We start from the raw sequence: 25,260 nt of genomic DNA on the forward strand, positions 1-25,260 counted from the left end.
CGACGTCGGACCGTGCACGCGCATGGGTGCCATGGCCATGTTGCCGTGCGTTGGGCGGGCGCGCCTGCTTTAGGGTTGTGTCCCCCGCCCCCCGAAGACAGACCGGCCGACGCCCCCCATGCGCCTTCTCATCCTGATGCTCGGCCTCGCCGGGTTTGCGAGCGCCTTCTCGCTGCGGGCGACCGACCCGATGCTGACCGTCATGGCGTCGGACCTGGGCATCGGCGTGGCCGAGGCGGCGTTGCTCTCCTCCGCCTACACGCTGCCCTATGCGGCAATGCAGCTCATCCTGGGGCCGGTCGGCGACGCCATCGGCAAGACGCGGCTGGTGCGGCTGTCGCTGGTGATCCTGACCATCGGGGTGGCGCTGTCGGCGGTGGCGCCCGGCTATACCGGCGTGCTGGCCGCCCGGGTGCTGGCCGGGGCCTTCGCCGGTGGGATCATCCCGGCCTCCATGGCCCTGATCGGCGACCGGGTGGTCTATACGGAGCGGCAGTTCGCCATCAGCCGTTTCCTGCTGGCCGTCATCCTGGGCCAGATGTCCGGCTCCGCCGTGGCCGGCGCCCTGTCGGAGGTGGCGGGCTGGCGCGCCGTCTTCGCGCTGGCGGCGACGGTGACCGGCCTTATCGCTCTGACCGCCATCCTGGTCCTGCGGAGCGAGCGGGAGGAGCGCCACCCCCTGTCCATGGCCGACGCGCGGGCGCGCTACGCCTCCGTCCTGGCGAATCCAGTATCGGTCTGGGTGTTCGCGACGGTGGCGGCGGAAGGGCTGCTGATCTTCGGCGTCTTCCCCTTCGTGGCGCCCATGCTGTCCCGCCACGGGGCCGAGGGCGCCTTCGAGGCCGGCGTCACCCTGGCCGCCTTCGCGGTGGGCGGGGTCATGTACAGTTTCGTCGTGCGGCGCCTGCTGGGGACGCTCGGCCAATGGGGGATGATGGGGGCCGGCGGCCTGCTGGCCGGGGGCGCCTATCTGGCGACGCTGGCGCCGGTGCCCTGGCCGGTGGTGTCGGGGCTGTTCCTGGTCGCCGGGTTCGGCTTCTACATGCTGCACAACACCATGCAGACCCAGGCGACGGAGCTGTCGGTGACGGCGCGCGGGTCGGCGCTGGCCCTCTTCGCCTCGTCCTTCTTCCTGGGGCAGGGCCTGGGACCGGTGATGTACGGGGCGGTCGCCGATCAGGTCGGCCTGCCCGCCCTGTTCCTGTTCGGCGGCGCCCTGACGATGCTGCTGGGCGTCGGGGCCGTGCGCCTGATCCGCCGCCCCGCCTGACGAATATTCCTATATTTCGGATATCCCCAGATTCTGTGGATAACTCTGTTGGCGAATCGAGGGGTAACCGAAGGGACAGGCGGGCCCTCAAGGGGTCCGGCGGAAATGCCCGAATTTTGGGCACATCGGAAACCGGCACCGATCAAGGATTTTCCGTGCCGTCGGCGCATTATCGGCCCTGGTCCGGCGGCTGCCCCGGCACGGAACGGGAGTCAAGCGAAGGATGTAGCGGCCTGTGAACAACTTTTCTTGACAGGGCGTGCGGGCCACGGCAGAGCAGCGGTCCCGGCGCCGAGACATCTTGCGCGCCACCGGTCCGCGGGGCACCCTGGCGCCATGTTCACCGTCAGCGAAGCCGAAGCCGAAACGATCCGCCAGGCGTTCCACGAACGCGGGGAATGGTCCGCCGTGGTGGAACTGCGCCGGCTGTTCCCGGTCTTCGCCAACAACCCGGAGGCGCTGCGCTGCGTGCGCGCCATCGCGGGGTGGCAGCCCCTGCCGGTTCCTCCCGATGCCCCGTCCGACGCCCCGCCCAAGGTCACCCCGCTGCGGCGCCGCAAACCGGCGGAGCCGCAGCCCTGAGTCCCGTCAGATGCCCGTGTCAGGTGGCCGTGCGCGGCCCCCGTTCGGTGAGCGTGTCGGCCAGCGGCACGACCTTCCCCCCGTCGGCCACCACCTGAAGCTCCGGCACGTTGCCCTGGGCGTGGCGCTCGGCCAGGAGCGACTCCAGCATCGCCTCCACCTTCGGCATGTGGACCGTCTGCTGGTCGAACGGCATCTGGATGCCCTGCTCGCGGAACTGCTCCAGGATGCGCATGCGCAGTTCGTTGCGCACCGGGATGATGTGCTCGGTGTTGGCGACGAAGCAGCGCAGCTCGAACTCCGGGCCGCTCGGGCCGAAGTCGCGGAACATCACGATCGGCTCCGGGTTGCGCAGCACCTGGGCATGGCCGTAACCGATCCTCAGCAGCAGCGCGTAGACCTGCCGCGCGTCGGTGTCGTAGGTGACGCGGACCTTGATCTCGATGCGGGTCGTCTTGTCCTTCAGCGTCCAGTTCACCACCGCCTTTGAGATGAACTCCGAGTTCGGGATGATGACGGAGGCGCGCTGGAAGGTCTGGATCTCCGTCGCGCGCACGCTGATGCGGCGCACCGTGCCCTCCAGCCCGTTGACGACCACCCAGTCGCCCACCTTCACCGGCCGTTCCACCAGCATGATGAGGCCGGAGATGAAATTGCTGACGACGTTCTGAAGGCCGAAGCCGATACCCACCGACAGGGCCGACGCGATCATGGCGAGGCTCGACAGGTCGAGGCCCAGCGTGCCGACCGACATCAGCACCGCCATGGTGGTGCCCAGATAGCCGACGCCCATGCGGATGGAGTTGCGCACGCCGTCGTCCATGTTGACGCGGCCCAGGATGCGCTCGTCGAGCTGGCGCTGGATGAAGCGCGTCACCGCGATGACGACGCCCAGCACCATCAGAGCCGACATGATGTCGCCCGGCGCGATGCGCACGCCGCCCACCGTGACGCCGCTGAGGAAGCCGTCGGCCAGCCCCTTCATCTCCGACAGGGTCATGCCGGTCAGCGGCAGCAGGAAGAAGGCCGCCACGGTCAGCAGCAGCCCGTCGATCACCGTCCGCCCGGCCTGCCCCAGCATCCGGCGGCCCCGGTCGGTGGCGATCACGATGTCGCGCACCTCCGCCACCTGCCCGCTGCCGCGCTCCAGCAGGACGCACAGAAGCTCGCGCAGGACGCCGCGCGCCACCAGCAGCACCCCGCCGATGATGAGCGTGGTCAGCATCAGCTTCGAGGCGTAGATCGCCCCCACGAGATAGCCGGCGCCCGAGGCCGCCAGCGCGGCGAGCGCGACCGCCCCGATCAGCAGGCGCAGCCGCAGCCCGACGACCCGCGGTCGGGCCGGCGGCGCCTCCGTCACCTCGTCGGCGGGGGATGCCGGGACGGGCGGGGGCAGCGTGACGTCCAGTCCGGCGCCCGGCCCGGGATCGTCCGGGCATCCGCAGTCGTCGGTCGCATCCGCCTCCGACGGCGGGGCGGCGAGCCAGAGATGGTCGGGGAACAGGAACAGCAGCGACACGGCGATCAGCGCCATGGCGCCGAATCCGGCGACCGATCGCAGCTCCGGCGGGGTGAACATGCCCTCCGCCAGGGCGACGCCCGTGCCGGCCAGCGCCAGCCCCACCATGGCGAGCGGGACGCGGCGGACCAGACGGCGCGCGCTGTCCGGGTCGAGGTTGGCGAGCTGCCAGGACGGATGGTCGGGCGCCAGGGTGGCGCGGGCGACTCCGGTCACCAGGAAGAAGGCCGTCAGGCCGCCGGATACCCCCACCATCAGCGCGGTCAGCGGCCCGGCGTCCGCCGCGTCGCGCAGCAGCCCCACCAGGGCGCCGGACAGCACCAGGATCGGCACCAGCGGCACAAGGCAACGGGCCAGCGCCTCAACCGCCATCGCCACCACGCGCTGGCGGTAGCCGGGGCGCTCCTCCAGCGCCCGGTGGCCGTAGCGGCGCAGCAGCACCCGGCGCACCGGCCAGGCGACCAGGAACAGGATGGCGGCGAGCGCGCCCAGCCCATACAGCCGATCGCGCCACTCCACGTCCGCCATCACGATGCCGAAGGCCCGCCCGATGCGCTCCTGCACATAGGCCACCTGCTCCGGCAGGGCGGCCCAGGTGGCGGGAAGCAGCGGCACGGGGCCGCGCCGGACGATCTGCTCGGTGAGCTGGGTCATGCGCTGGTCGGCGGCGGTGCGCAGCAGGATGTCGGCGCGGGTGACGATCAGCTCGGTCTGCTTGGTCCGCCCCTCGACCTCCGCGATGGTCTGGGACAGGCGCTTGCGCTCCGCCGCGATTCCCGCCTCCTCCGGCGGGGCGCCCTGGGCCGGCGGCGGACCCAGCGCGTCCAGCATCCGCTGCGCGGTGTCCCGTGCGGCGACCGCACCGGCCCCGGCTTCCCGCGCCTCCTGCTGGATCTTCGCGAGATCGGCGCGCAGCGTCTCGTACTCGGTGTTCGCCAGATCGCCCCCGGCGATGCGGTTGGCCGCCTTCTCCAAGGCATTCCGCCATTGCGGCAGCCGGGTCTTGAAGTCCGCCGCCGCTTCCGTCGCCGGGGCGGCGTTCTGCGCCAGGGCGGATGGAACGACCGCGCCCGCCGCGAGCGCGCTGCACAGCATCCAGGCCATCAGCAACTGGCCGACCCGGCGGCGAAAGGCGGAGGAAATCTGCATCACCGTTCGAAATCTCTTCGTTGTCGAAAGGCTGTGATCCCGGCGGTGCGGGAAAAGGGATACCTATACTCTTCGTCGTCGCGGCAAAAGTATGACGCACCGTGTCACCAGGATGTGACAGCGGGGCCGAGGGCGGAAAATGGGGGCGGAGGGAGAGAGGGAGGGCAGAGTCGGACCGGCGAATCAACCATACGTTACGTTGTGACATTGAGCGCGAGTCGCAACCAAAGCTCGACTCCCCCTATCGAAAGAGGTAAGTCTTTGGGACCGAGACCGTTGGGCGGGTGATCCCCTTGTGCCAGTTTGCGACCCCGGAATGCGGTTACGCCTGTCGTGCCATCAGGCTCGTCCGCGAACACAGCCGCGGCCCCGTGGGGCTGGACGCACGCGCCTACCTGATCCGGGTCGAACGCCGGTTGATGCAGTTCCATTGCAGCGCTCCGCTGGGCATCCCGCTGGACGTGCAGGTTCCCCGCGAAGCCGCCGAGTGATCGGATAACGGTTCCGGCCGGGCGTTTCCGGCCCGTCAGTCCCGGCCCGCGGGAGAGTCCGGGCGGCTCCGATCCGGTTCGCCGCTCCGGTCACGCTCCCCATCCCCGCCCCGGCCCCCGCCCTGGCCCCCGGCCCGATCCGAGGACGCCTCGTCCCGCTCCCTCTGGCGCTGCCATTGGTCGAACTTCTCGGGATCGGTCACCAGATCGATGACGGTCGGCTTCCGGTTGCCGTCGTCGCGCTGTGCGGGCATGAACACCTCCATCGCTGCACCACACCTGTCCTTTCGCATCATCAACAGCGCAAAGGGCCCGGCGCACCAAGCCCCGCAAGGGGAGAACCCCGCAAGCACAGCCCTGCTCCTTTGGCGTCCTGTTTTTGACACAGCACGCCCCCGGACGAATCCTTAGCCTGCGACGAAGATCAACACACGGTCGGAGGCGGAATGCTGCGGTTGGGAACACGGGTGAGGTATGCGGGGCAGGACGCTCTCGTCGTCGCACGGACCCTTGCCGGTGAGCCGACCTACGACATCCGTCTGGCCGATGGCCGTCTCATCAAATACGCCGCCGAAAGCGATCTGGAGCTGGTCGAGGGGGAGGAATCCCAGCCCCCGTCCGCATCGGCGCGCCCATCCGGCTCCGGCGGCTCCAATACGGGGGGTATGCTGTGACCCGCGACGACTTCCCCTATTCGCTCCAGCCCTACGCGATGCCCGACGACGGCGGCGACGGCACGCAGGTGTGCGACGGTTGGACCCTGGTGCTCTTCCGCGCCGCCGACGAGGCGGAGCGGCTGTGGTTCCGCGACCACGGCTTCGCCATGGAAGGCCGCCGCTGGGTCCGCCACGCGCCGCCCCCGAACGCCGAGGCGGAGGCCGCGGACGTCGGCGACACCCCCGAGGACGGGACTCCGGACGACCGGGAGCCCGACGAGACGGCTCATGACGAGACGGCCCCCGACGAGACGGCGCATGACGATAAGGCACCCAAGGCCGGCGGCCCCGCGCCGGACGTCGCCGCCTGACCTTCCGTTCCGGCGTCCGCGGCCTTTTCCTGTGCCGGCGCCCCTGATCGCGGACACGCACGCCCCATGCCCGACAGCCTCGATTTCGACCGGCCCGAACTCGACGTGAACGAGTATGACCGGAACAGCCCGGGCCGGCCCGCCTCCCCGCCGTCGGCTCCGCAGGCGGCCCTGCTCCGGCGGCTGCGCCACGCCGCGTCCGGCAACGTTCCGGCCCCGGAGGGCGTGACTCTTCTCCAGGCCCAGCAGCGCGACGTGATGGTCGGCGCCCATCTGACCCTGACCATCGATTGGGCGACGGAGGTGGAGGTCCGGCTGGGCGCGGAGATGGTGCGCTTCGCCATCTACTGCCGCAACGCCGCCGAGCTGAACGCGACGCTGGCCCGCGACCTGGACGCCGAGGCGGCCTCGCTGGAGACGGCCCACCGCTTCGCCACGCTGCTCGGCCCGCTGGACGAGCGGGCCGAGGCGATCTCCGCGGCGGAGGAGCCCCTGCCGCCCCTGGCGTCGCTGCGCGGCCCCTACTACCTGCACGAGGTCTGCACCGACTGCAACGGCGGCGGGGTGCGCGCCTGCGGCGGCGAGGGCTGCCGCGGCGGCAAGACCCGATGCACCCACACCCCCACCGCCGAGGCGCCGGAATGCGCGGAGTGCGGCGGGCGCGGCCAGCACCGCTGCCCGGTCTGCGTGGGCGCCGGGGTGGTCGCCTGCACGACCTGCGGCGGTGTCGGGCAGTTCACCCACATCCACCACCCCCGCCTGACGGCCCACCCGTCCTGCAGCCTGACCGCTCCCCCGGATGCCCCGGCGGCGGTGCGGATGGCGCTGGAGGAGGCCGGCTTCGCCCGCTTCGCGGCGCTGGCCAACCCCGCACCCGCCACGATCCGCCATTCCGGCACGCAGCTTCTCCACCAGCGCAGCGGCACGCTGACGGTGGTCGCGCTGTCCTGCGAATGCGACGGCGTGCCGTTCGAAATCGAAACGGTCGGGCCGGACGCCGAGGCCGCCGCGCTGCCGCCCTTCCTCGACACGGTGCTGGCCCCGGTGCTGGCGCGCATCCGGGCCTTGCCGCCCGCGGACGCCTTCGCCCTGGCCGGAGCCTATCGCCTGACCCGGTCGGTCGCCGAAGCGGTTCTGGAGGGGCGGGAGCCCGACGCCGCTGCGATCCTGGCCGACCATGAGGGCTGCGTCAGCCGCGCCTTCGTGATGGAAACCGCCGCCGTCCTGGCGGAACGCTTCGCCGAGACCAGCCGCACCGCCGTGGCGCGGAGCTGGATCGCCGCGGCGGGGGGGCTCGCTCTGCTCCTGCTGCTGGTGGCCGGGGTGGACGCTCCGGCGCTGCTGACCGGAGCGACGGCGGAGCAGCCCGCGCCGTTGCCGCTGCGGCTGGGCTGGGACATCGGGGTTCCCGTCGCCGCGGGGCTCGCCCTGTGGGCGCTGGTCCGCGGGGTGGTGCGCGGCGCGCTGGGCGCCGTATTCGGCGGACCGGTCCGCGCGCCGGACCAGGGGTCCTGGCCGCTCGTCCTGCTCTCCGCCGCGGCGGTGGTCCATCTCGGTCTGCTGACGCTGTGGAACGGCGGTCCGGGCTTCAGCCGGCTGAACCACCGGCTGGACGTGGAGGCCATCACCCAGGGCCGCGCCCCCCTGCCCGCCCCGCGCGTTCTGACGCCGGAGGAGCGCGTCATGGCCGCGCAGCGGGCGCTGGCCCGGCTGGGGCGCTACGACGGCGCCATCGACGGCAAGATGGGCGAAGGCACGCGGACCGGGCTCGCCAGTCTGACCGGGCTGGTGGACACGCCGCCGGGCGTGGCGCCGGAGGACCCGCTGGATCTCGCGGTCGCCATCGCCGCCGACCGGGTGGCCGTCGACATCCGAACCCCGGAACTGCTGGTCGGACCGGGCTGGAGCAACGCCACCCGGCTGCGCATGAACCGGGACGACCAGCCCTTGGTCGCCGGGGCCTTCCTGGGGGCGCTGGCCGCCTTCGGCACCGACCGGGCCGCCGTAGGTCAGAATGGGGCGGGTCAGAATAGGGCGGGTCAGGACTGGACGTCGGGCGACGGGCTGCGCACCGGGCGGATCACCGTGACGGGCCGCATCGCCGACCCGAAGGAGCGCGGGCGCCTGTGCTTCGCGCTGACCCATGTCGTGACCACGCCCGCCGGACGGGATACCGGCGCGCCGCTGCGCACCTGCCGGACCGCCGGGAATTGGACGCTGGAGGAGTGAGGGAAAGGCCCCGCTGCGTGCGGGCATGAAAAAGGGGCCTGAGAAGGCCCCGCTTTTCGAAACTGCTTTCAACACTGTCCGGCGTTCCGCCGGAGGAAGATGGTGCGGTCGAGAAGACTCGAACTTCCACAGCATTTCTGCCACAGCGACCTCAACGCTGCGCGTCTACCAATTCCGCCACGACCGCGACTTCATCATCCGAATGGACCGGGCGCGAACGTCCAACCCATTGAATATACTCACATTTCCTAGGCAGGACGTTACGCGGCGCCGCATCGGAATGCAACAACTTTCTCACCGTCGGGAGCAAGCCGCGAACAGGCCGCACCGGCCCGCCCAAGCGCGCATCCCTGCGCGCCGCGCCCTGTTATCGCATTCCCCGCGGATAATCAAGCGGTCTCGATCCCCTGTCGAACGCGGTAGCCCCGCATCGGCAATCCTCCTTCAACTGCCGGCTTTCCAGCAAGCGGGTTCCCGTGCAATGGATAACCGGAACGACACGCCACCATCGTGGATGAAGCCCCCAACGCCAGGAGCCGGACCGAAGAATGACCACGGGCAAGCGCGCGCCGTACGTTGTCGGCATCACCGACCACATGATCCCCCCTCCGGATCTGGAGGCGGCGGTTCTGGACGGTTTCGCCGAGGTGGATTTCCTCGACACCCGGCGCGAAGCGGACCTGGACCCCGAGCGGCTCGCCCGGCTGGACGCCCTGCTGGTGTGGAGCACCCCCATCGGCCCGGCCACGGTGGCGAAGCTTCCCCGCTGCCGCGTCGTGGTGCGGTTCGGGGTCGGCTATGACAAGGTCGACGTGGCGGCGCTGGAGGCCGCGGGCATCCCCTTCTGCAACAACCCGGATTACGGGACGGAGGAGGTGGCCGACCACGCCGTTTCCCTGCTGCTCTCCCTTCAGCGCCGGTTGTGGGAGCATGACGCCCGCGCCCGCACCTACAGCACGACGTGGCAGGCCAACACGCTGACCCCGCTGCGGCGCTCCGGCGCGGCGACGGTGGGAGTCGTCGGCGTGGGGCGGATCGGCACCGCCGTGGTGAACCGGCTGAAGCCCTTCGGCTACCGCATCCTCGGCTACGACCCGCAGCAGCCCGCCGGTCATGAGAAGGCGGTCGGCTATCGCCGGGTCCGCCGGCTGGACGAGCTTCTGGCCGAGTCCGACATCGTGACCTTCCACTGCCCGCTGACGCCGGAGACCCGCGGCCTGATCGACCGGGATTTCCTGGCGAAGCTGAAGCCTGGCGCCCTTCTGGTGAACACCGCGCGCGGCGAGATGTTCGCCGGGCTGGACCCGCTGGAGGAGGCGCTGCGCAGCGGGCGTCTGGGCGCCGTCGGCACGGACGTCCTGCCGAGCGAACCGCCGGCCCCGCATTCCTTGCTGGACGCATGGCGCAAGCGGGAGAGCTGGCTGGAAGGCCGTCTCGTGGTCACGCCCCACAACGCCTTCCATTCCGACGAGGCCGCCGTCGAGATGCGGCGCAACGCCGCCGAGACCGCCCGCCTGTTCCTGGAGGATGGGATTTTGCGCAACCGCATTCTTCCCTGAGTTGTTTGGCCCTGACCCGTTTGGCCCTGACCCGTTTGGCCCTGACCCGTTTGGGTGGACAACCGGTCAATCCGGCGGAATGCCCAGCCGCAGGAGCATTTCGACCAGCGCGCTTTCTCCCACCGCCAGGGCGGCCTGGGACGGGGTGAGCCAGCGGCGCTCCCGCTGGCCCTTCTCGGGCCAGTCGTCCAGCACCTCGTCGACCTCCAGAAGGAAGACGGTAACGGCGCACAGGACCGACTTGTTGGCGCTCAGCCGCTTCATGTAACGGAAATTGCCGAAGGGCCGGTGATCGACGGTGCCCCGCACGCCGGCCTCCTCGTACGCCTCCCGCGCCGCCATGGCGGACGGCTTCACGCCCTCCTCCGCCCACCCCTTGGGGATGATCCACCGCCTGGTTTCCCGCGACGTGACCAGCAGGACTTCCGGCCGGCCATTGCGAAGGCGAAAAGGAAGGGCGGCGTATTGGGTGGCGGGGGTGCGGTTGCTCATCATGTCCAAGTGGGAAAGCCGGGCCCGCGATCCAACTCGGCTGAACCGGATGGCGGGATGATCTCTTGTGTGACGATGGGCGCCGGTGGTCCGTGCCGCCCATCGTTACAATGATCATCTCCTATTAACGTCACGCCGTGGGAAATTCTTCCGTCAAACGATCAACAATATTGGCTATGCCGAACCGGATAGGGTCCGTGGCCGGAAGGCCGTAGGCCTTCGCCGCCGCGTCCAGGCAGGCCTGGGCCTCGTCCTCGCCATAGGCCTTGGTGTTGATGGCGATGCCGACCGGGCGGATGCCGGGGTTGGTCAGTTGGCCGCAGCGGACCGTCAGGTCGATCACCTCCTGGATCGACGGCAGCGGGTGCTGCACGCCGCGCATGGTGGTCCGCGTCGGCTCGTGGCATACGACGAAGGCGTCGGGCTGGGCGCCGTGCAGCAGCCCCAGCGACACGCCCGCGAAGGACGGGTGGTAGAGCGAGCCCTGCCCTTCGATCAGGTCCCAGTGGGCCGGGTCCGCCGCCGGGGCGATCCATTCCACGGCACCCGAGATGAAGTCCGCCACCACGGCGTCGATGGCGACCCCGCGCCCGGAGATGAAGACGCCGGTCTGGCCGGTGGCGCGGAAATCCGCGTCCATGCCCCGCGCCCGCATCTCCTTCTCCAGAGCCAGCGCGGTGTACTTCTTGCCGACGGAGCAGTCGGTGCCGACGGTCAGCAGCCGCAGGCCCGGACGTTTGGTCCCCTTGCCGGTGGCGAAGCGCTGGTCGGAATGGCGCACGTTGAAGAGCCGGCGGCCATGGCGCGCGGCGGCCTCCGCGATGGCGGGAACGCTCTCCAGCCGGGTGTGCAGGCCGCTGGCCACGTCCATGCCGGCCTCGATGGCCTGGACGATGGCGCTGGTCCAGTGTTCCGGCAGGACGCCTCCGGCGTTCACCACGCCGACCACCAGCGTGCGGGCGCCATGGCCCGCGGCTTCCGCGATGGTCATGTCGGGAATGCCGAGGTCGGCCTTGCAGCCCTCCAGCCGGATCTGGCCCAGGCACCACTCGGGCCGCCAGTCGACGATGCCCTGCGCCGTCTTGGCGCCGAGCTGGTCCTGCACGTCGCCGAGGAACATCAGATAGGGATGGGGAATGTCCATGAACGGGTCCTCTCGAAAAGACCGGTTGGTGCCGTCAGGCGGTTTCGGGCGTCAGGCGGTTTCAGGCGATAGGCGGCGGGCCGTCATCTGGCGCAGCAGGACGGGCACGATCAGCGCCAGCCCCAGCAGCGACGAATACAGCTCCGGCGCGACCAGAAGGACGGCGGCCAGCCCCAGCAGCACCCGTTCCCAGGTCCGCATGTGGGTCAGCAGCCAGCCGGTCAGGGTCGCGCCCAGGCAGACGATGCCGACGATGCAGCCGAAAAAGGCGATGAGGAAGTCGGGCCACGTGAAGCCCGGCGCCACCAGCAGCAGCGACGGCGAGAAGACGAAGACGAACGGCACCAGCGCCTTCGCCAGACCCAGCCGGAAGGCCGTGTTGCCGGTCTTGAACGGGTCCGCCCCCGCCATGCCCGCCGCCGCGTAGGCGGCCAGCGCCACCGGTGGCGTGATGTCGGCCAGCACCCCGTAATAGAAGACGAAGAAATGCGCCACGATCGGCGCCACGCCCAGCAGGCCCAGCGCCGGGGCGGCGATGGTCGCCATGATGATGTAGTTGGCCGTGGTCGGGATGCCGCAACCCATCAGGATGCAGACGATACCGGTCATGATGAGGGTGAACAGCAGCGTCAGCCCCTTCACGTCGGCCAGCCAGGACGGCAGGACGGCGCCGAGCGTCCCCGCTATTTCCCCGGCGGTGGAGGTGACGATGTAGGAGATCTTGAAGCCGACGCCGGTCAGGGTGACCACGCCCACGATGATGCCCACCGTCGCCGCGGCGGCGCCGACCGCCAGCGCGTATTTGGCGCCGTCGCGCAGCCCGTCCAGAACCTCCCGGATGGTCATGCGCTTGCGCGGGTTCAGCAGGCCGACCGCGATGCACAGCGTGATGCCCCAGAAGGCCGCCAGATAAGGCGTGTAGCCGGCGATCAGGATGCCGATCAGCACGATCAGCGGGATCACCGTCGGCCAGTCGCGGCGGAAGGCCTCCTTCAGGTCCGGCATCTCGTCCGGACGCAGGCCGCGCAGGCCGTTGCGCTTGGCCTCGAAATGCACCTGCACCAGCACGCCGAAGAAATGCATGAAGGCTGGAACGATGGCCGCCAGGATGATGGTCGTGTAGGGCAGGCCCAGGAACTCGATCATCAGGAAGGCCGCGGCGCCCATGATCGGCGGGGTGATCTGCCCGCCGGTGGAGGCCGTGGATTCCACCGCGGCGGCGAAATGCGGCTTGTAGCCCAGCCGCTTCATCGCCGGGATGGTCAGCGAGCCCACCGTGACCGTGTTGGCGACCGAGGAGCCGGAGATCATGCCGAACAGCGCCGACCCGAAGATGGCGACCTTCGCGGGACCGCCCGCGTAGCGCCCGGCCACCCAGGCCGCGCAGTCGAGGAAGAGCTGCCCCAGCCCGATGCGCGTGGCGAAGACGCCGAACAGCACGAAATGGAAGACGTAGGTCGCCACGACGCCCAGCGCGATGCCGTAGATGCCCTGCGTCGTCAGGTAGAGGTGATCGACGAGCTGCGACACCGAGGCGCCGGGATGCTTCAGCAGCCCCGGCATCTGCGGCCCCCAGATCGCGTAGCCCATGAAGATCGACGCGATGATCGGCAGCGGCCAGCCGACCGACCGGCGCGTCGCCTCCAGCAGAACGACGATCAGGATGCCGCCCAGGATCACGTCCGTGGTGGTCGGGTTGCCGACGCGGAAGGCCAGATCGTCCAGCGGGATCAGCGGGACATGCATCACCGCGACGACCGCCCCGATGGCCAGTGCCCAATCCTGGAGGCCGATGCCCAGCGGGCGCAGCGGCGTGCCCGCCACAGGTTCGCCGTAGCCGCTCCTGGTGAAGGGGAAGACGAGGAAGACGAGGCCCAGCACGAAGGCCAGATGGATGCCCCGGTGCTCCATCTCTCCCAGAAGGCCGAATCCCGCGGTGTAGTAGTGGAACAGCGACAGCACGATCAGCAGGCCGCCGACCAGTTGCCCCGCCAGCGGCGACAGTGGGCGGAAGCGGATCTCGGAGTCGAACTTCTCCTCCAGTTCCCGCGCCTTGGCCTCGTCGAGTTCCATGGACGCGGGGTCCAGCCGGGGATCGGGCGGCGGATCGCGATGGATTTCGGTCATGGATGCTCCAGATAGAATCGGGCGGGGCCGGGGGCTTGCTTCACGTCCCCTCAAACCCGAAAACCCTCCGACCCGAGACGGGAAGGAGGGATTGACCCCACGACGGGGGTGGGATGGGGCCGCGCCATGCCGGAACGGCCCCGCCCGGTGCATCGTGTTTCAGGGACGCCTTACTTCAGGACGCCCTGTTCCTTGTAGAACTTCTCCGCACCCGGATGCAGCGGGATGCCCAGGCCCGTGGTCGCGTTCTTCAGCGTGACCAGCTTGCCCTTGGCGTGGCCGGCGTCGAGCGCGGCGCGGCTCTTCTCGTTGTAGAGCGTCTTGACGATGTTGTAGACGAGGTCGTCCGGCTGCTTGGCGCTGGTCAGCCACTGGGCGTTGACGGAGATGGTCTGGGTCTCCGGCACGTCCTTGTAGGTGTTGGCCGGAACCGTGTCCTTGGCGAAGAACTGGTACTGGCCCAGCATCTTGTCGATTTCCGGCCCGGTGATCGGGACCAGCGAGATGCCCGAGGAGGTGGCGAGTTCCGAAATGGCGCCGGTCGGGTAGCCGCCGACGAAGAAGTAGGCGTCCAGCGCGCCGTCGCGCAGGCGGTCGCCCGCCGGACCCGGCTTCAGATACTCCGCCTTCACGTCCTTCTCGGTCAGGCCGAAGGCGCCGAGGACGATGCGCGCGTCGACCAGCGTGCCCGAGCCCGGCTCGTCCAGCGACACCCGCTTGCCCTTCAGGTCGGCGACCGACTTGATGTTGGCGTCCTTGCGGGCGACCAGATGGATCGTCTCCGGATAGAGCGTGGCGATGACGCGCAGGTCCTCCACCTTGCCCTTGCCCTCGAACAGGCCGGTGCCGGTGTGGGCCCAATAGGCGACGTCCGACTGCGAGAAGCCCGACTCGGACGAGCCGCCGTTGATCGCGTTGATGTTCGCGACGGACCCGTTGGAGGCCACGGCGGTGGCGACCAGACCGGGCACGCCGCCGTTGGTGCCGGAGATGACGTTGGCGATCAGGCCGCCGACCGGATAGTAGGTGCCGGCGGTGCCGCCCGTGCCGATGCGGAAGAAGGCCGGCGTCTGCGCCACGGCGACGGTGGCGCCGATGGCGACCGCGCCCGCGACGGCGGCGAAAGCCAGACGGCGGGTCTTGGACATGAAATTCACGACAACCTCCCATTATTTCGCGTCGTAACGAAATCATGCCTTTGGGTAGGAGGCTTGTCGATACGAATGGATGACTCGTCCGGGCATACGGCCCATTCCGGGACAGGATGGGCCGTATGCGCAGGCGAGGCGTCAGCCTTCCAGCAGAGCCGCCGCGTGGTGGCGCAGGTGGTCGTCGATGAAGCTGGCGATGAAGAAATAGCTGTGGTCGTAGCCCGGCTGAAGCCGCAGCGTCAGCGGGTGGCCCGCCGCCTCCGCCGCCCGTTGCAGGTTTTCCGGCTTCAACTGCGTCTCAAGGAAGCTGTCGGCGTCGCCCTGGTCCACCAGGATCGGCAGCTTCTCCGTGGCGCGGCCCAGCAGGGCGCAACTGTCCCACTCCAGCCACGCCGCGTAGTCGGTGCCGAAGAAGCGCTCGAACGCCTTCTCGCCCCAGGGCACGCTGGCCGGATTGCCGATCGGCGCGAAGGCCGACACGGCGCGGTAGCGGCCCGGATTGCGCAAAGCGCAAACGAGCGCGCCATGCCCGCCCATGGAATGGCCGGAGATGGAGCGCCGGTCCGTCACCGGCAGTTCCGCCTCCACCAGTTCCGGCAGTTCCCGCACCACATAGTCGTGCATGCGGTAGTGCTTGGCCCAGGGCTCCCGCGTCGCGTTGACGTAGAAGCCGGCGCCCAGCCCGAAGTCCCAGGCGCCGTCCGGGTCGCCGGGCACGTCGGGGCCGCGCGGGCTGGTGTCCGGCGCCACGATGGCGATTCCGAGTTCCGCCGCCATGCGCATGGCGCCGGCCTTCTGCATGAAGTTCTCGTCCGTGCAGGTCAGGCCGGACAGCCAGTAGAGCACCGGCACCTTGCCCGATTTGGCGCCCGTTTCGGCCTGCGGCGGCAGATAGACGGCGAACACCATGTCGCAGTCCAGCACCGCGGAGCGGTGCCGGAAGCGCTTGTGCCAGCCGCCGAAACAGCGGTTCGCCGCGATCTGGGTCAGTTGCGGGTCCATCCGGTCCTCACGGGTTGTAGAGGATGACGGACCGGATGCTCTTGCCCTCGTGCATCAGGTCGAAGGCGTGGTTGATGTCCTCCAGCCCCATGGTGTGGGTGATGAAGGTGTCCAGTTCGAACTCGCCCTTCAGGTAGCGCTCCACGTAGTCCGGCAGCTCCGACCGCCCGCGCACGCCGCCGAAGGCGGAGCCGCGCCACACGCGCCCGGTGACGAGCTGGAACGGACGGGTGCTGATCTCCTCCCCCGCCCCGGCGACACCGATGATGACCGACTCGCCCCAGCCCTTGTGGCAGCATTCCAGCGCCGCGCGCATCACCTTCACGTTGCCGATGCATTCGAAGCTGTAATCGACGCCGCCGTCTGTCATCTCGACCAGCACTTCCTGGATGGGGCGGTCGTAGTCCTGCGGATTCACGACGTCCGTCGCGCCGAGCTGCTTGGCGATCTCGAACTTGTCGGGGTTGATGTCGATGCCGATGATTCGCGATGCCTTCGCCATGACGGCGCCGATGATCGCCGACAGGCCGATGCCGCCCAAGCCGAAGATGGCGACCGTCGAACCCGGCTCGACCTTCGCGGTGTTGCGCACCGCGCCCATGCCGGTGGTCACGCCGCAGCCGAGCAGGCAGACCTTCTCCAGCGGGGCGGCCTTGTTGATCTTCGCCACCGCGATTTCCGGAAGCACCGTGTATTCGGAGAAGGTGGAGGTGCCCATGTAATGGAACACCGGCTGCCCCTTCGCCGTGAAGCGGGTGGTGCCGTCCGGCATCAGGCCCTTGCCCTGGGTGGCGCGGATCGCCTGGCAGAGGTTGGTCTTGCCGGACAGGCAGAATTTGCACTTCCCGCATTCCGGCGTGTAGAGCGGGATGACATGGTCGCCCACCTGGACGGAGGTGACGCCCGGCCCGACCTCCTCCACGATGCCGGCGCCCTCATGGCCCAGGATCGCCGGGAACACGCCTTCCGAATCCATGCCGGACAGGGTGTAGGCGTCGGTGTGGCAGACGCCGGTGGCGACGATGCGCACCAGAACCTCGCCCTGCTTGGGCGCCGCGACCTCGACCTCTTCGATCTCCAGGGGGCGCTTCGCTTCCCAGGCCACCGCCGCGCGTGACTTCACCATCCCACCGTCTCCATGCGTTCGCGTTTCTTTAAGATTCGAAATTAGCATCCCGCGCGCGTTGACAACGCTGCAATGTTGGAGAGGATTGTTGCCATATGGGGATAATCGAGCCGGAACGGGGGTTTGACGGGTGAGCCGGTGGGATGGCATCGACGAGTTCGTGGCGGTCGCGGACTGCGGCGGCTTCTCCCGCGCGGCGGAGCGGCTGCGCATCTCCTCCTCACAGGTCAGCCGGCAGGTGGCGCGGCTGGAGGACCGGCTGCAGGCCCGCCTGTTCTACCGCACCACCCGCAGCGTGACGTTGACCGAGGCGGGCCGCTCCCTGCTCGCCCACTGCCGCCGCCTGATCGAGGAGCGGGACGAGGCGCTGCTCGCCGTCAGCGACCTCCAGGCGGAGCCCAAGGGCCTGCTGCGCCTGACCTGCGCCGTGGCCTACGGCGAGCGGTTCGTGGTCCCGCTGGTGAACGGCTTCCTGGAGCGCCATCCCCAGCTCCGCGTCGAGATCGAGCTGACGAACCGCCGGCTGGATTTGGTGCATGAGGGAGTGGATCTGGCCGTGCGGCTGGGGCGGCTGATGGATTCCAGCCTCGTCGCCACGCGGATCGCACCGCGGGTGATGCATCTGTGCGCCGCCCCCTCCTACCTGGAGCGGCGCGGAACGCCGCGCACGCTGGCCGATCTGGCGGAGCACGAGTGCCTGACCGGCACGGCGGACACATGGTCCCTGGACGAGGGTGGGCAGGAATGGCTGTTCCGGCCCCAGGGGCGCTGGCGCTGCAACAGCGGCACGGCGGTTCTGGACGCGGCGCTACGCGGGTTCGGGCTGTGCCAGTTGCCCGATTATTATGTGATGGAGCATCTGACGGCGGGGCGGCTGGTCTCCCTTCTGGAAGCCCACCGCCCGCCCAACACCGCCGTCTGGGCCGTCTATCCGCCGCAACGCCACCTGTCGCCCAAGGTGCGGTTGCTGATCCGGCACCTGAAGGAAGGCTTGGCGCGGCGGCCCGAATACCGCTGACGCCCGGCATGGCCTGCCGGAGCGGTTCCACCGGCCGGAAGACGACGGAACAGCATCTTTAAAGTGCGCTTCACCTCTCACCCACCACTCATATGCGACCACCTGCCACAGCCTATCCGCGATATCGGCGTGATGGCCGTCACATATTTCCACCCTGCATTGCTGCAGGCTTGGCATGTCTGAGGATGCAGACACCAAACGCTGTTCAGCAGGAGAAAAATAATGGCGACTCTCTTTGGAACCTCCGGAGACGAACTTCTGGAAGGTACGTCTGGAGACGATGATATTACCGGATTCGAGGGAAACGACACGTTGATCGGCGGGGATGGCGCCGACTATATTTATGGAAACGAAGGGGACGATCTTCTATACGTCGACGCGATGGACCATAATTTCTTTGGAGATGACGGCTACGACACTGTCGTGGTCCTTGGGAGCGAGGGAGTCACGGCGAATATCGGCTTCGCGGGGATCGAACGTGCCTTCGGCGGTGCCGGAAACGATGCCTTGACGGCCATCTGGACCTTCGGGAGCGTCGAGATCAACGGTGGTGCCGGCAACGACACCCTCGGCGGCGGGCATGGCGACGACACGCTGCGCGGGGAGGAAGGGGACGATCACCTTCAGGGCAACAACGGCAACGACTCGCTTTCCGGCGGGGCCGGCGCCGACATTCTGCTGGGTGACGACGGCGACGACACGCTCACCGGCGAGGCCGGTGACGACCTTCTTCAGGGCGACTCCGGAGACGACTTTCTTTTCGGTGATGACGGGGACGACACACTCCAGGGTGGCTCCGGCAACGACACGCTCAGCGGCGGGGCCGGCGCCGACGTTCTGCTGGGTGACGACGGCGACGACCTCTTCCATGTCAACGGCAATGAGGATTCGGTCGATGGCGGCGGCGGCTTCGACACCGTCATCTTCCAAGGGGACCACGCCATGCACGTCGACCTCGGGCTGTGGCAGGTCGAGCGTGTCTTTGGCGGTGGCGGCGATGACGTGTTCGACGCCCGCAACGCCTTTGGCGCGACCGAGATCAACGGTGGCGGCGGAAACGACTGGCTGATTGGGGGGTTCAGCGACGAAACGCTGCGCGGCGGAGCCGGAAATGACACCATCGAAAGCGGCTTTGGATCTGATTTGCTTGTTGGTGGGTCCGGCGACGACCTGCTGATTGGTTGGTTCGGCAACGAAACGATGCGCGGCGGGACCGGAAACGACACCTTCCAAGGCAGCCATGGAGCCGACCTGCTTGCCGGCGGGGCTGGCATCGACACGGTGGATTACAGCCATTCGATCTTCGGTGGCGTCACCGTCGATCTTTCCACCGGAATCGGAACCGGCAACGAAGCGGAGGGCGATCGTCTCTGCGGCATCGAGAATGTCATCGGGTCCAGCGACAGCGACGTCCTGACCGGAAACGCGGCGGCCAACAGGTTGGAAGGCCGTGGCGGCTATGACGCTCTTTACGGTGGGGACGGTGACGACACGCTCATCGGAGGGCAAGGCCACGCCATCATGTCCGGTGGCAGCGGTGCCGACACCTTCCGATTGGGCTTTTACGAGTGGGGAACGTACTCACTCGATGACTTTGAAAGCGGGGTGGATCGCATCGAACTGGAAGGTTGGACCTTCGGACTTCCAGGCGGAGCGCTGGACCCGAACATCTTCGCATTGGACATGGCGACCGACGCGGATGACCGCATCATCTTTGACCCGATGCGTGCCTCTCTGTCCTACGACGCCGATGGCAACGGCTCCGGCGCGGCCGTCCTGATCGCCTTCGTTAACAACGGAGCACCGCTGTCCGCCTCGGACTTCGTGGTCGTGCCCTACGGATCGTAGCGTTTCCGGCATCTGAAGCCGGTGGGCCGTCCGTTCGATGGCCCACCGGTTCCTTATCCACGACCCACTCAGCAGGCGGTTTGACGCGGCGTGCGCTCGACCTCCAGGCCGAAGAACGGGCGCAAGGCGGTGCCCAGGCAATTGCCGGCCAGAGCCGCGACGATCCACACCCAGCCGTGCAGGCTGCCCGACGCGATGCCGCTGAAATAGGCGCCGATGTTGCAGCCATAGGCGAGGCGCGACCCATAGCCGAGTAGCAGCCCGCCGACCACCGCCGCCACCAGCGACCGCAACGGCAGCTTCCGCACCGGGGCGAACTTGCCAGCCAGCCCGGCGGCCAGCAGCGCGCCCAGGATGATGCCGAAATCCATGACCGAGGTGACGTCGGCCAGCACGCTGTCCTGCAACGCCTTGGCCTGGGCCGGCGCCTGCCAGAAGGGCCAGGAGGCGACGTCCACGCCCAGCGCGGCCAACCCCTTGCTGCCCCACAGCGCGAAGGCCGAGGTGATGCCCCACGGGCGCCCGGCCAGCGCCAGCGTCGCGAAGTTAAGAACAGCCAGAGCGACCGCTCCCCAGACCAGCGGCCAGGGACCACGCAGGAAGCGACGCAGCCCTTCGGTCTTCGCCGGGGCGCCCTCGATCAGGCGGCCGTGGCGCCGCTTCTCCAGCGCGAGGGTGCCGGCATAGACGGCGGCGAAAATGGCGAGGTTGACGGCCAGAGCCACCGGCCAGCCCCAGGCCGCGACCACCGATACCGGAGCGGCGGTCCATTGCGCCTGCCACCAGGGCAGGTGATAGGCACCCAGCACCGAGCCGACGATGAAGAAGGCCAGCGTGACCACCATGCGCGTGCTGCCGCCGCCCACCGTGAACAGCGTGCCCGAGGCGCAGCCGCCGCCCAACTGCATGCCGATGCCGAACAGGAAGGCGCCGGCCACCACCGACAGGCCGACCGGCGACACCAGCCCCTTCACCGGCGCGCCGAACAGCGTCCCGGCGGCCAGCACTGGGAAGAACAGCGCGCAGGCCACGGCCAGCATGACCATCTGCGCCCGCAGCCCCGCCCCGCGCCGGTCCGCGATGAAGACGCGGAAGGCGGAGGTGAAGCCGAACAGCGCGTGGTACAGCACGATGCCCATGGCACCGCCCACCAGATAGAGCGCCGCCTGCCGCCCCGACACGGCGTCGCCGATCCACAGCCCGCCGCCCACCAGGGCGAGCAGCGCCACGGCGACAACCCGCCAGTCGATTCCCGGCAGAAGCGTGGCCGAACCCGCCGCCCGGCCCAGAGTCGTGTCCGTCATCCCGGCACTCCAATTAACGGAAAAACAGTGTTATATAGGATAATTCCCATCGGATGAGATGAGATAACGATCGGCGTTCTACAGGAAACCCCGATTCGCGCATCCCTGCCTTGCGTGCGGCGATGTAGATCCGGACCTCAGTTGTCCAGACCCTCCAGGCTTGCCGGGGCGAAAGCGGCCCGCCAGCCCTCGCTGTGCCGGATGTCGCCGAAGGCGGGCAACACCAGTTCAGCGCCCGTGGCGGCCACCAGCGCCGTCAATTGGCGCAGCGTCGGGTGGACGTTCCAGCGCCGGTACCGCGCGCGGCCCGCATCGACCAGCGTCCGTGACGGCGTGCCGTCGGCGAGATAGCCGGTAAAGACGATTTCCGGCCCGCCCGGCCCGGCCCAACGCTCCACCAGCTCGGCGGCGGTGCCGCTGGTGGCGTTGGGGCCGGCGGCGAAGGTCACGTCGCGCGGGTCGCCCGGTTCCTTGGCGCGGTCGAGCAGCCGGCGCAGCCGTTCCTCCGCGCCGGGAAGCAGGGCGGTGTCGGCCTCCTCCAGCAGAAGGGCGATGGCGGCGCGGTGGGCCTCGTCGATGGCCGGGACGATTCCGTGATCCATCGCCCACAGCGCCATTTCCGGCCCGCGCCCGTCCGCCGCCACCGGGAACAGCGCGCCGCCTGCATGGAGGAAGGGCTCCAGCGCGCCCAGCCGCTCCGCCTGCGGGGTGTCGTCCAGCCCGTAGGAGGCGTCCAGGATCACGCGCCTCGCGGGCGGCGGCGGATCGAAGGGGAACAGGGCCGATTCGTCGGAATGGTCGCCCATATAGAGCAGCCCGCCATCCTCCGTTCCCAGGTGAATCCACACGCCGCCCGGCGCGTGGCCGGACCGCCCGGTGGTCACCGGCACGCCCTGGATCTCCACCGTTCCGCGGACCGGCAGCGGATGCGCCGCCACCGTCGGCGGCAGGAAGCGGGCGGCCAGCGGCGTGGCGTAGACCGGCGGGCTGCCGACCCGGTGGCGCAGGCGCAGGGCGCCGGCATGGTCGCCGTGGCTGTGGGTGATCAGGATGGCGTCCACCCGTCCGGCGGCGTCCAGGTGCGGCAGGCGCCCGGCGTCCGGCCCTTCGCCCAGGTCAAGCAGCAGCCGCGCCCCGCCGACCATCGCCAGGAAGCAGGCCGGTCCCTTGTCGCCCATCCCCGACAGGGCGCGCAGCCGGACCTTGCGTCCGCGCCCCACCGTAGCCCCCGCCGTAGCCCCCGTCATCGAGCCCGTCATTGCCCCCTTCATCGTAGCGTCACTTGACATCACGCCCCCGTTCCGCACTGTGCCAATCCCCTGCCGCCTTCCTGAATAGCGCGACTTCCGGTGCCATGACCACTCAGACGCCCGCCCTCCTGATCGACGATGCTTCCCGCCACTATGCCGGGACGTCCGCGCCCGCGGTGGACGGCGTGACCATCGACGTGGCGGCGGGGGAGTTCCTGGCCCTGCTCGGTCCCTCGGGCTGCGGGAAGAGCACGCTTCTGCGCATGGTCGCCGGGTTCGAGCGGCTGGATGGCGGGCGCATCACGGTCGGCGGGCGCACCCTGTCCGGCCCCGGCACCCATGTCCCGCCGGAGGAGCGGCGGATCGGCCTCGTCTTCCAGTCCTACGCGCTGTGGCCGCACATGACGGTGGCCGGCAACGTCGCCTACCCGCTGGAAACCGCCCGCGTTCCCCGCATGGAGCGCGAACAAAGGGTTCGCGCCGCGCTCGACACGGTGGGTCTGGCCGGTTTCGACGCGCGCCACCCCGCCGAGTTGTCGGGCGGCCAGCGGCAGCGCGTGGCGCTGGCCCGCTGTCTGGTGATGAGTCCGGAACTGATGCTGCTGGACGAGCCGCTCGCCAACCTCGACGTGCATCTGCGCGCGGCGATGGAGGAGGAGTTCGCGGATTTCCACGCCAAGACCGGCGCCACCATGGTCTATGTCACCCACGATCAGGCGGAGGCGATGGCGCTGGCGTCGCGCATCGCCGTGCTGGACCACGGGCGGCTGGCCCAGGTGGCGGCCCCAAGGACGCTCTACCGGGAGCCCGCGACCCGCATGGTCGCCGGCTTCGTCGGCCAGGGCGCGGTGGTGGACGGCATGGTGGCCGGACCGGCTGCCGAAGGGCGCGTGCGCGTGCGCCTGTTCGGGGCGGAGGCCCTGGTCCGCTGCCGCCCCGGCCAGCCGGAAGGCCCGGCTCTGGTCTGCCTGCGGCCCGAAGATTTGGAGCCGGCCCCGGACGGCCCCATCGCCGCGACGGTGGTCCGCGCCGCCTACAAGGGCGGCTTCGTGCTGGTGGAGGCCGAACCGCTGGCCGCACCGGGGGTGCGGCTGTCGCTGCGGGTGACGGGTGACGCCCAGGTGGCACCGGGCGAGGCCCTGCGCCTTGCGGTCCGCGACGGGTGGGTGGTGCCGGAGGGGGTGTGAGGGCGTTCGGGAGCCGGGCCCCTCACCCCCGCCACGGAATGATCCCCGCCGGCAGCCGCCGGCCCAGCCAGCCGACCGCCAGCAGCACCGCCACCACCACCGCGATGGTCACCACGCTCAGCGCGGCGGCGAGCGTCGGGCTGCCGCCCTCCTCCAGCGCGTAGACGACGACGCCCAGCGTCTCCCGCCCCTGCGACCAAAGCAGGATCGACACGGTCAGCTCGTTGAAGGCCGTCAGGAACACCAGCACGCCGCCCGCCGCCGCCGCGGGCGCCACCAGCGGGGCGACGATGGTGCGCAGGCGGCGCAGCGGACCGGCGCCGCAGGCGCGCGCCGCCTCCTCCATCGCCGGGTCCAGCGCGGCGCAGGCGGCCTGGGCGGGGCGCAGGGCCAGCGACAGGAAGCGCGCCAGATAGGCCGCCAGGATGATGCCCAGCGTGCCGTAGAGGCTCACCCCCAGCAGCGGCAACGGCTTCAGGAAGGCCAGGATGCAGCCGATCGCCAGCACCACGCCCGGGACCGCGTGCGGCAGCTCGATCAGCACGCCGACCGCGCGGACCAGCCGCCCGCCCCGCCCCGGCCCGGCCATGGCGTGGGCCAGCGGGATCGCCAGCAGCGTCAGCAGCAGCGCCGCCACCCCCGACAGGGCGAAGGAGTTGGCGAAGGCCCGCCCCACCTGATCCAGCCCCAGAACCGTCGCGTAATGCGCCAGCGTCGCCGTCTCCGGCCCCAGCGGCAGGCCGTAGACCCGGATCAGGCTGGTCGAGACCAGCGCCGCCAGCGGCGCCGCCAGGATCAGCGCCACCACCACCCAGCAGAGGATCTCCATCGGCCGCCGCGCCCGGCCCAGCCGCAGCACCGCGGCGGGCGACGAGCCGCCGATCACCCGCGCGTCCACCCGCGCCTGGAGCGCCATTTGCGCGGCGATGCCGACGCACGCGATGGCACCGATCAGCACGGCCAGCACCGCAACCTCCGGCAGGACGGACGGGCCGAATCCCGCCAGACGGCGGTAGATCAGCGTCGGCAGCACCGGAATCCCCGCCGGGATGCCGAGCAGCGCCGGGACCCCGAAATTGCCCAGTGCCGCGACGAAGGACAGGGCCAGCCCGGCGGCCAGCCCCGGCAGGCTGAGCGGCAGGACGATGGTGCGCAGCACCCGCCCGCGCCGGGCACCTGCCGCCTGCGCCGCCTCCACCAGATCGCGCGGCACGGCGCGCAGGGCGGCGCGCAACGCCAGGAAGACCAGCGGCGCGTGCTCGATCCCCATCACCAGGATCATCCCGGCGGAGGAATAGACGGGGTTCGGCGTGCCAGGCGCCGGTGCGAGGCCCAGCGGCTTCAGCAGCGGGCTGCCGGACCCGGCGAGGTGTATCCAGGACAGGGCGACGATCTGCGGCGGGATCATCAACGGCAGGATCAGGCAGAAGGCCAGCGCCGTCCTGGCCCTCAGGTCGGTCAGCCCGCACAGCAGCGCGAAGGGCACGCCCAGCGCCGCCGCGACCAGCGTCGCCCCCGCCGCGATGGCGACGCTGTTCCCCGTGGCGCGCCATGTCATGGGGGAATTCAGCACACGGGTCAGCGCCGTCAGGTCGCCCGCGGCCATCGGCCCGGCGACCTCCCACACCAGCCGCAGGATCGGCAGCAGGACGATCAGCCCGGCCAGCGCGAACAGCAGCGGCGCGCCGGAAACGGAAAAACGACCGGCGGCCCGGAAAGGCCGCCGGTCGGACGCTGTGGCAAGACTCATTCTCAACCGCCTGATGGGCTCAACCGCCTGATGGG

The 25,260-nt window shown here is 69.8% G+C and carries 20 protein-coding genes and 1 tRNA gene; 9 read left to right on the forward strand and 12 right to left on the reverse strand.

Annotation, left to right across the window (positions count from 1 at the left end):
* Positions 1–118 precede the first annotated feature (118 nt).
* Together DS843_RS01935 and DS843_RS01940 are read left to right on the forward strand one after the other, a co-directional pair.
* Positions 119–1,270, forward strand: a complete 1,152-nt coding sequence (locus tag DS843_RS01935) for an MFS transporter (RefSeq protein ID WP_149467203.1) — start codon at positions 119–121, stop codon at positions 1,268–1,270.
* Positions 1,271–1,606: 336 nt separating this feature from the next.
* The gene (locus tag DS843_RS01940) at positions 1,607–1,852 is read left to right on the forward strand and encodes a hypothetical protein (RefSeq protein WP_149467204.1); all 246 of its coding nucleotides are present in this window, start codon (positions 1,607–1,609) and stop codon (positions 1,850–1,852) included.
* Between the two features lie 19 nt (positions 1,853–1,871).
* Here DS843_RS01940 and DS843_RS01945 read toward each other — a convergent pair whose 3' ends face one another.
* Positions 1,872–4,520: a DUF3772 domain-containing protein gene (locus DS843_RS01945; protein ID WP_286191894.1), complete on the reverse strand. Its 2,649-nt coding sequence runs from the start codon at positions 4,518–4,520 to the stop codon at positions 1,872–1,874.
* Positions 4,521–5,046: 526 nt separating this feature from the next.
* A complete protein-coding gene (locus DS843_RS01950; protein WP_286191882.1) occupies positions 5,047–5,265 on the reverse strand; it encodes a hypothetical protein in 219 nt (72 codons plus the stop codon).
* Between the two features lie 192 nt (positions 5,266–5,457).
* Here DS843_RS01950 and DS843_RS01955 point away from each other — a divergent pair, with 192 nt between their 5' ends.
* From DS843_RS01955 to DS843_RS01970, 3 genes are all read left to right on the forward strand, one after another.
* The gene (locus DS843_RS01955) at positions 5,458–5,685 is read left to right on the forward strand and encodes a hypothetical protein (protein WP_149467206.1); all 228 of its coding nucleotides are present in this window, start codon (positions 5,458–5,460) and stop codon (positions 5,683–5,685) included.
* Positions 5,682–6,038, forward strand: coding sequence for a hypothetical protein (locus tag DS843_RS01960; RefSeq protein ID WP_149467207.1), 357 nt, complete (start codon positions 5,682–5,684; stop codon positions 6,036–6,038). Before DS843_RS01955 ends, DS843_RS01960 begins: the two co-directional genes overlap by 4 nt.
* A 66-nt stretch (positions 6,039–6,104) precedes the next feature.
* Complete coding sequence (locus tag DS843_RS01970) at positions 6,105–8,267, forward strand: hypothetical protein (RefSeq protein ID WP_286191883.1); 2,163 nt, start codon at positions 6,105–6,107, stop codon at positions 8,265–8,267.
* Positions 8,268–8,367: 100 nt separating this feature from the next.
* On the opposite strand, the gene DS843_RS01975 is transcribed toward DS843_RS01970, so the two are convergent.
* Positions 8,368–8,454: transfer RNA gene (locus tag DS843_RS01975), tRNA-Leu, on the reverse strand.
* Positions 8,455–8,815: 361 nt separating this feature from the next.
* On the opposite strand from DS843_RS01975, the gene DS843_RS01980 reads away from it, so the two are divergent.
* Entirely contained in the window at positions 8,816–9,826 is a 1,011-nt protein-coding gene (locus DS843_RS01980) for a C-terminal binding protein (RefSeq protein WP_149467208.1), read from the forward strand.
* A 66-nt stretch (positions 9,827–9,892) separates the two neighbouring features.
* Here DS843_RS01980 and DS843_RS01985 read toward each other — a convergent pair whose 3' ends face one another.
* The 6 genes from DS843_RS01985 to DS843_RS02010 form a co-directional block, all read right to left on the reverse strand.
* On the reverse strand, positions 9,893–10,321 hold the full coding sequence (locus DS843_RS01985; RefSeq protein WP_353618316.1) for an NUDIX hydrolase: 429 nt from the start codon (positions 10,319–10,321) through the stop codon (positions 9,893–9,895).
* Between the two features lie 127 nt (positions 10,322–10,448).
* Complete coding sequence (gene dgcN, locus DS843_RS01990; protein WP_149467210.1) at positions 10,449–11,462, reverse strand: N-acetyltransferase DgcN; 1,014 nt, start codon at positions 11,460–11,462, stop codon at positions 10,449–10,451.
* Between the two features lie 51 nt (positions 11,463–11,513).
* A complete protein-coding gene (locus DS843_RS01995) occupies positions 11,514–13,589 on the reverse strand; it encodes a TRAP transporter permease (RefSeq protein ID WP_149467211.1) in 2,076 nt (691 codons plus the stop codon).
* Positions 13,590–13,759: 170 nt separating this feature from the next.
* Positions 13,760–14,737, reverse strand: a complete 978-nt coding sequence (locus DS843_RS02000) for a TAXI family TRAP transporter solute-binding subunit (RefSeq protein WP_286191884.1) — start codon at positions 14,735–14,737, stop codon at positions 13,760–13,762.
* Positions 14,738–14,878: 141 nt separating this feature from the next.
* Positions 14,879–15,742: an S-formylglutathione hydrolase gene (gene fghA / locus DS843_RS02005; protein WP_149467213.1), complete on the reverse strand. Its 864-nt coding sequence runs from the start codon at positions 15,740–15,742 to the stop codon at positions 14,879–14,881.
* 7 nt (positions 15,743–15,749) lie between these two features.
* Entirely contained in the window at positions 15,750–16,865 is a 1,116-nt protein-coding gene (locus tag DS843_RS02010; RefSeq protein WP_208852170.1) for an S-(hydroxymethyl)glutathione dehydrogenase/class III alcohol dehydrogenase, read from the reverse strand.
* A 133-nt stretch (positions 16,866–16,998) separates the two neighbouring features.
* Between DS843_RS02010 and DS843_RS02015 the strand changes: the two genes are divergently transcribed.
* Both DS843_RS02015 and DS843_RS02020 read left to right on the forward strand, forming a co-directional pair.
* Positions 16,999–17,886 (forward strand): LysR family transcriptional regulator, encoded by an 888-nt coding sequence (locus tag DS843_RS02015; RefSeq protein WP_149467215.1) that lies wholly within the window; start codon positions 16,999–17,001, stop codon positions 17,884–17,886.
* A gap of 222 nt (positions 17,887–18,108) precedes the next feature.
* On the forward strand, positions 18,109–19,734 hold the full coding sequence (locus DS843_RS02020) for a calcium-binding protein (RefSeq protein WP_149467216.1): 1,626 nt from the start codon (positions 18,109–18,111) through the stop codon (positions 19,732–19,734).
* 68 nt (positions 19,735–19,802) lie between these two features.
* On the opposite strand, the gene DS843_RS02025 is transcribed toward DS843_RS02020, so the two are convergent.
* Complete coding sequence (locus DS843_RS02025) at positions 19,803–21,038, reverse strand: YeeE/YedE family protein (protein ID WP_149467217.1); 1,236 nt, start codon at positions 21,036–21,038, stop codon at positions 19,803–19,805.
* A gap of 137 nt (positions 21,039–21,175) precedes the next feature.
* The gene (locus DS843_RS02030) at positions 21,176–22,297 is read right to left on the reverse strand and encodes an MBL fold metallo-hydrolase (RefSeq protein WP_149467218.1); all 1,122 of its coding nucleotides are present in this window, start codon (positions 22,295–22,297) and stop codon (positions 21,176–21,178) included.
* A gap of 95 nt (positions 22,298–22,392) precedes the next feature.
* On the opposite strand from DS843_RS02030, the gene DS843_RS02035 reads away from it, so the two are divergent.
* The gene (locus tag DS843_RS02035) at positions 22,393–23,475 is read left to right on the forward strand and encodes an ABC transporter ATP-binding protein (protein WP_149467219.1); all 1,083 of its coding nucleotides are present in this window, start codon (positions 22,393–22,395) and stop codon (positions 23,473–23,475) included.
* Between the two features lie 22 nt (positions 23,476–23,497).
* Here DS843_RS02035 and DS843_RS02040 read toward each other — a convergent pair whose 3' ends face one another.
* Positions 23,498–25,225: an ABC transporter permease gene (locus tag DS843_RS02040; protein ID WP_149467220.1), complete on the reverse strand. Its 1,728-nt coding sequence runs from the start codon at positions 25,223–25,225 to the stop codon at positions 23,498–23,500.
* Positions 25,226–25,260 lie beyond the last annotated feature (35 nt).

The sequence above is a fragment of the Roseomonas genomospecies 6 genome, assembly GCF_008365375.1.
GTDB lineage: Bacteria > Pseudomonadota > Alphaproteobacteria > Azospirillales > Azospirillaceae > Azospirillum.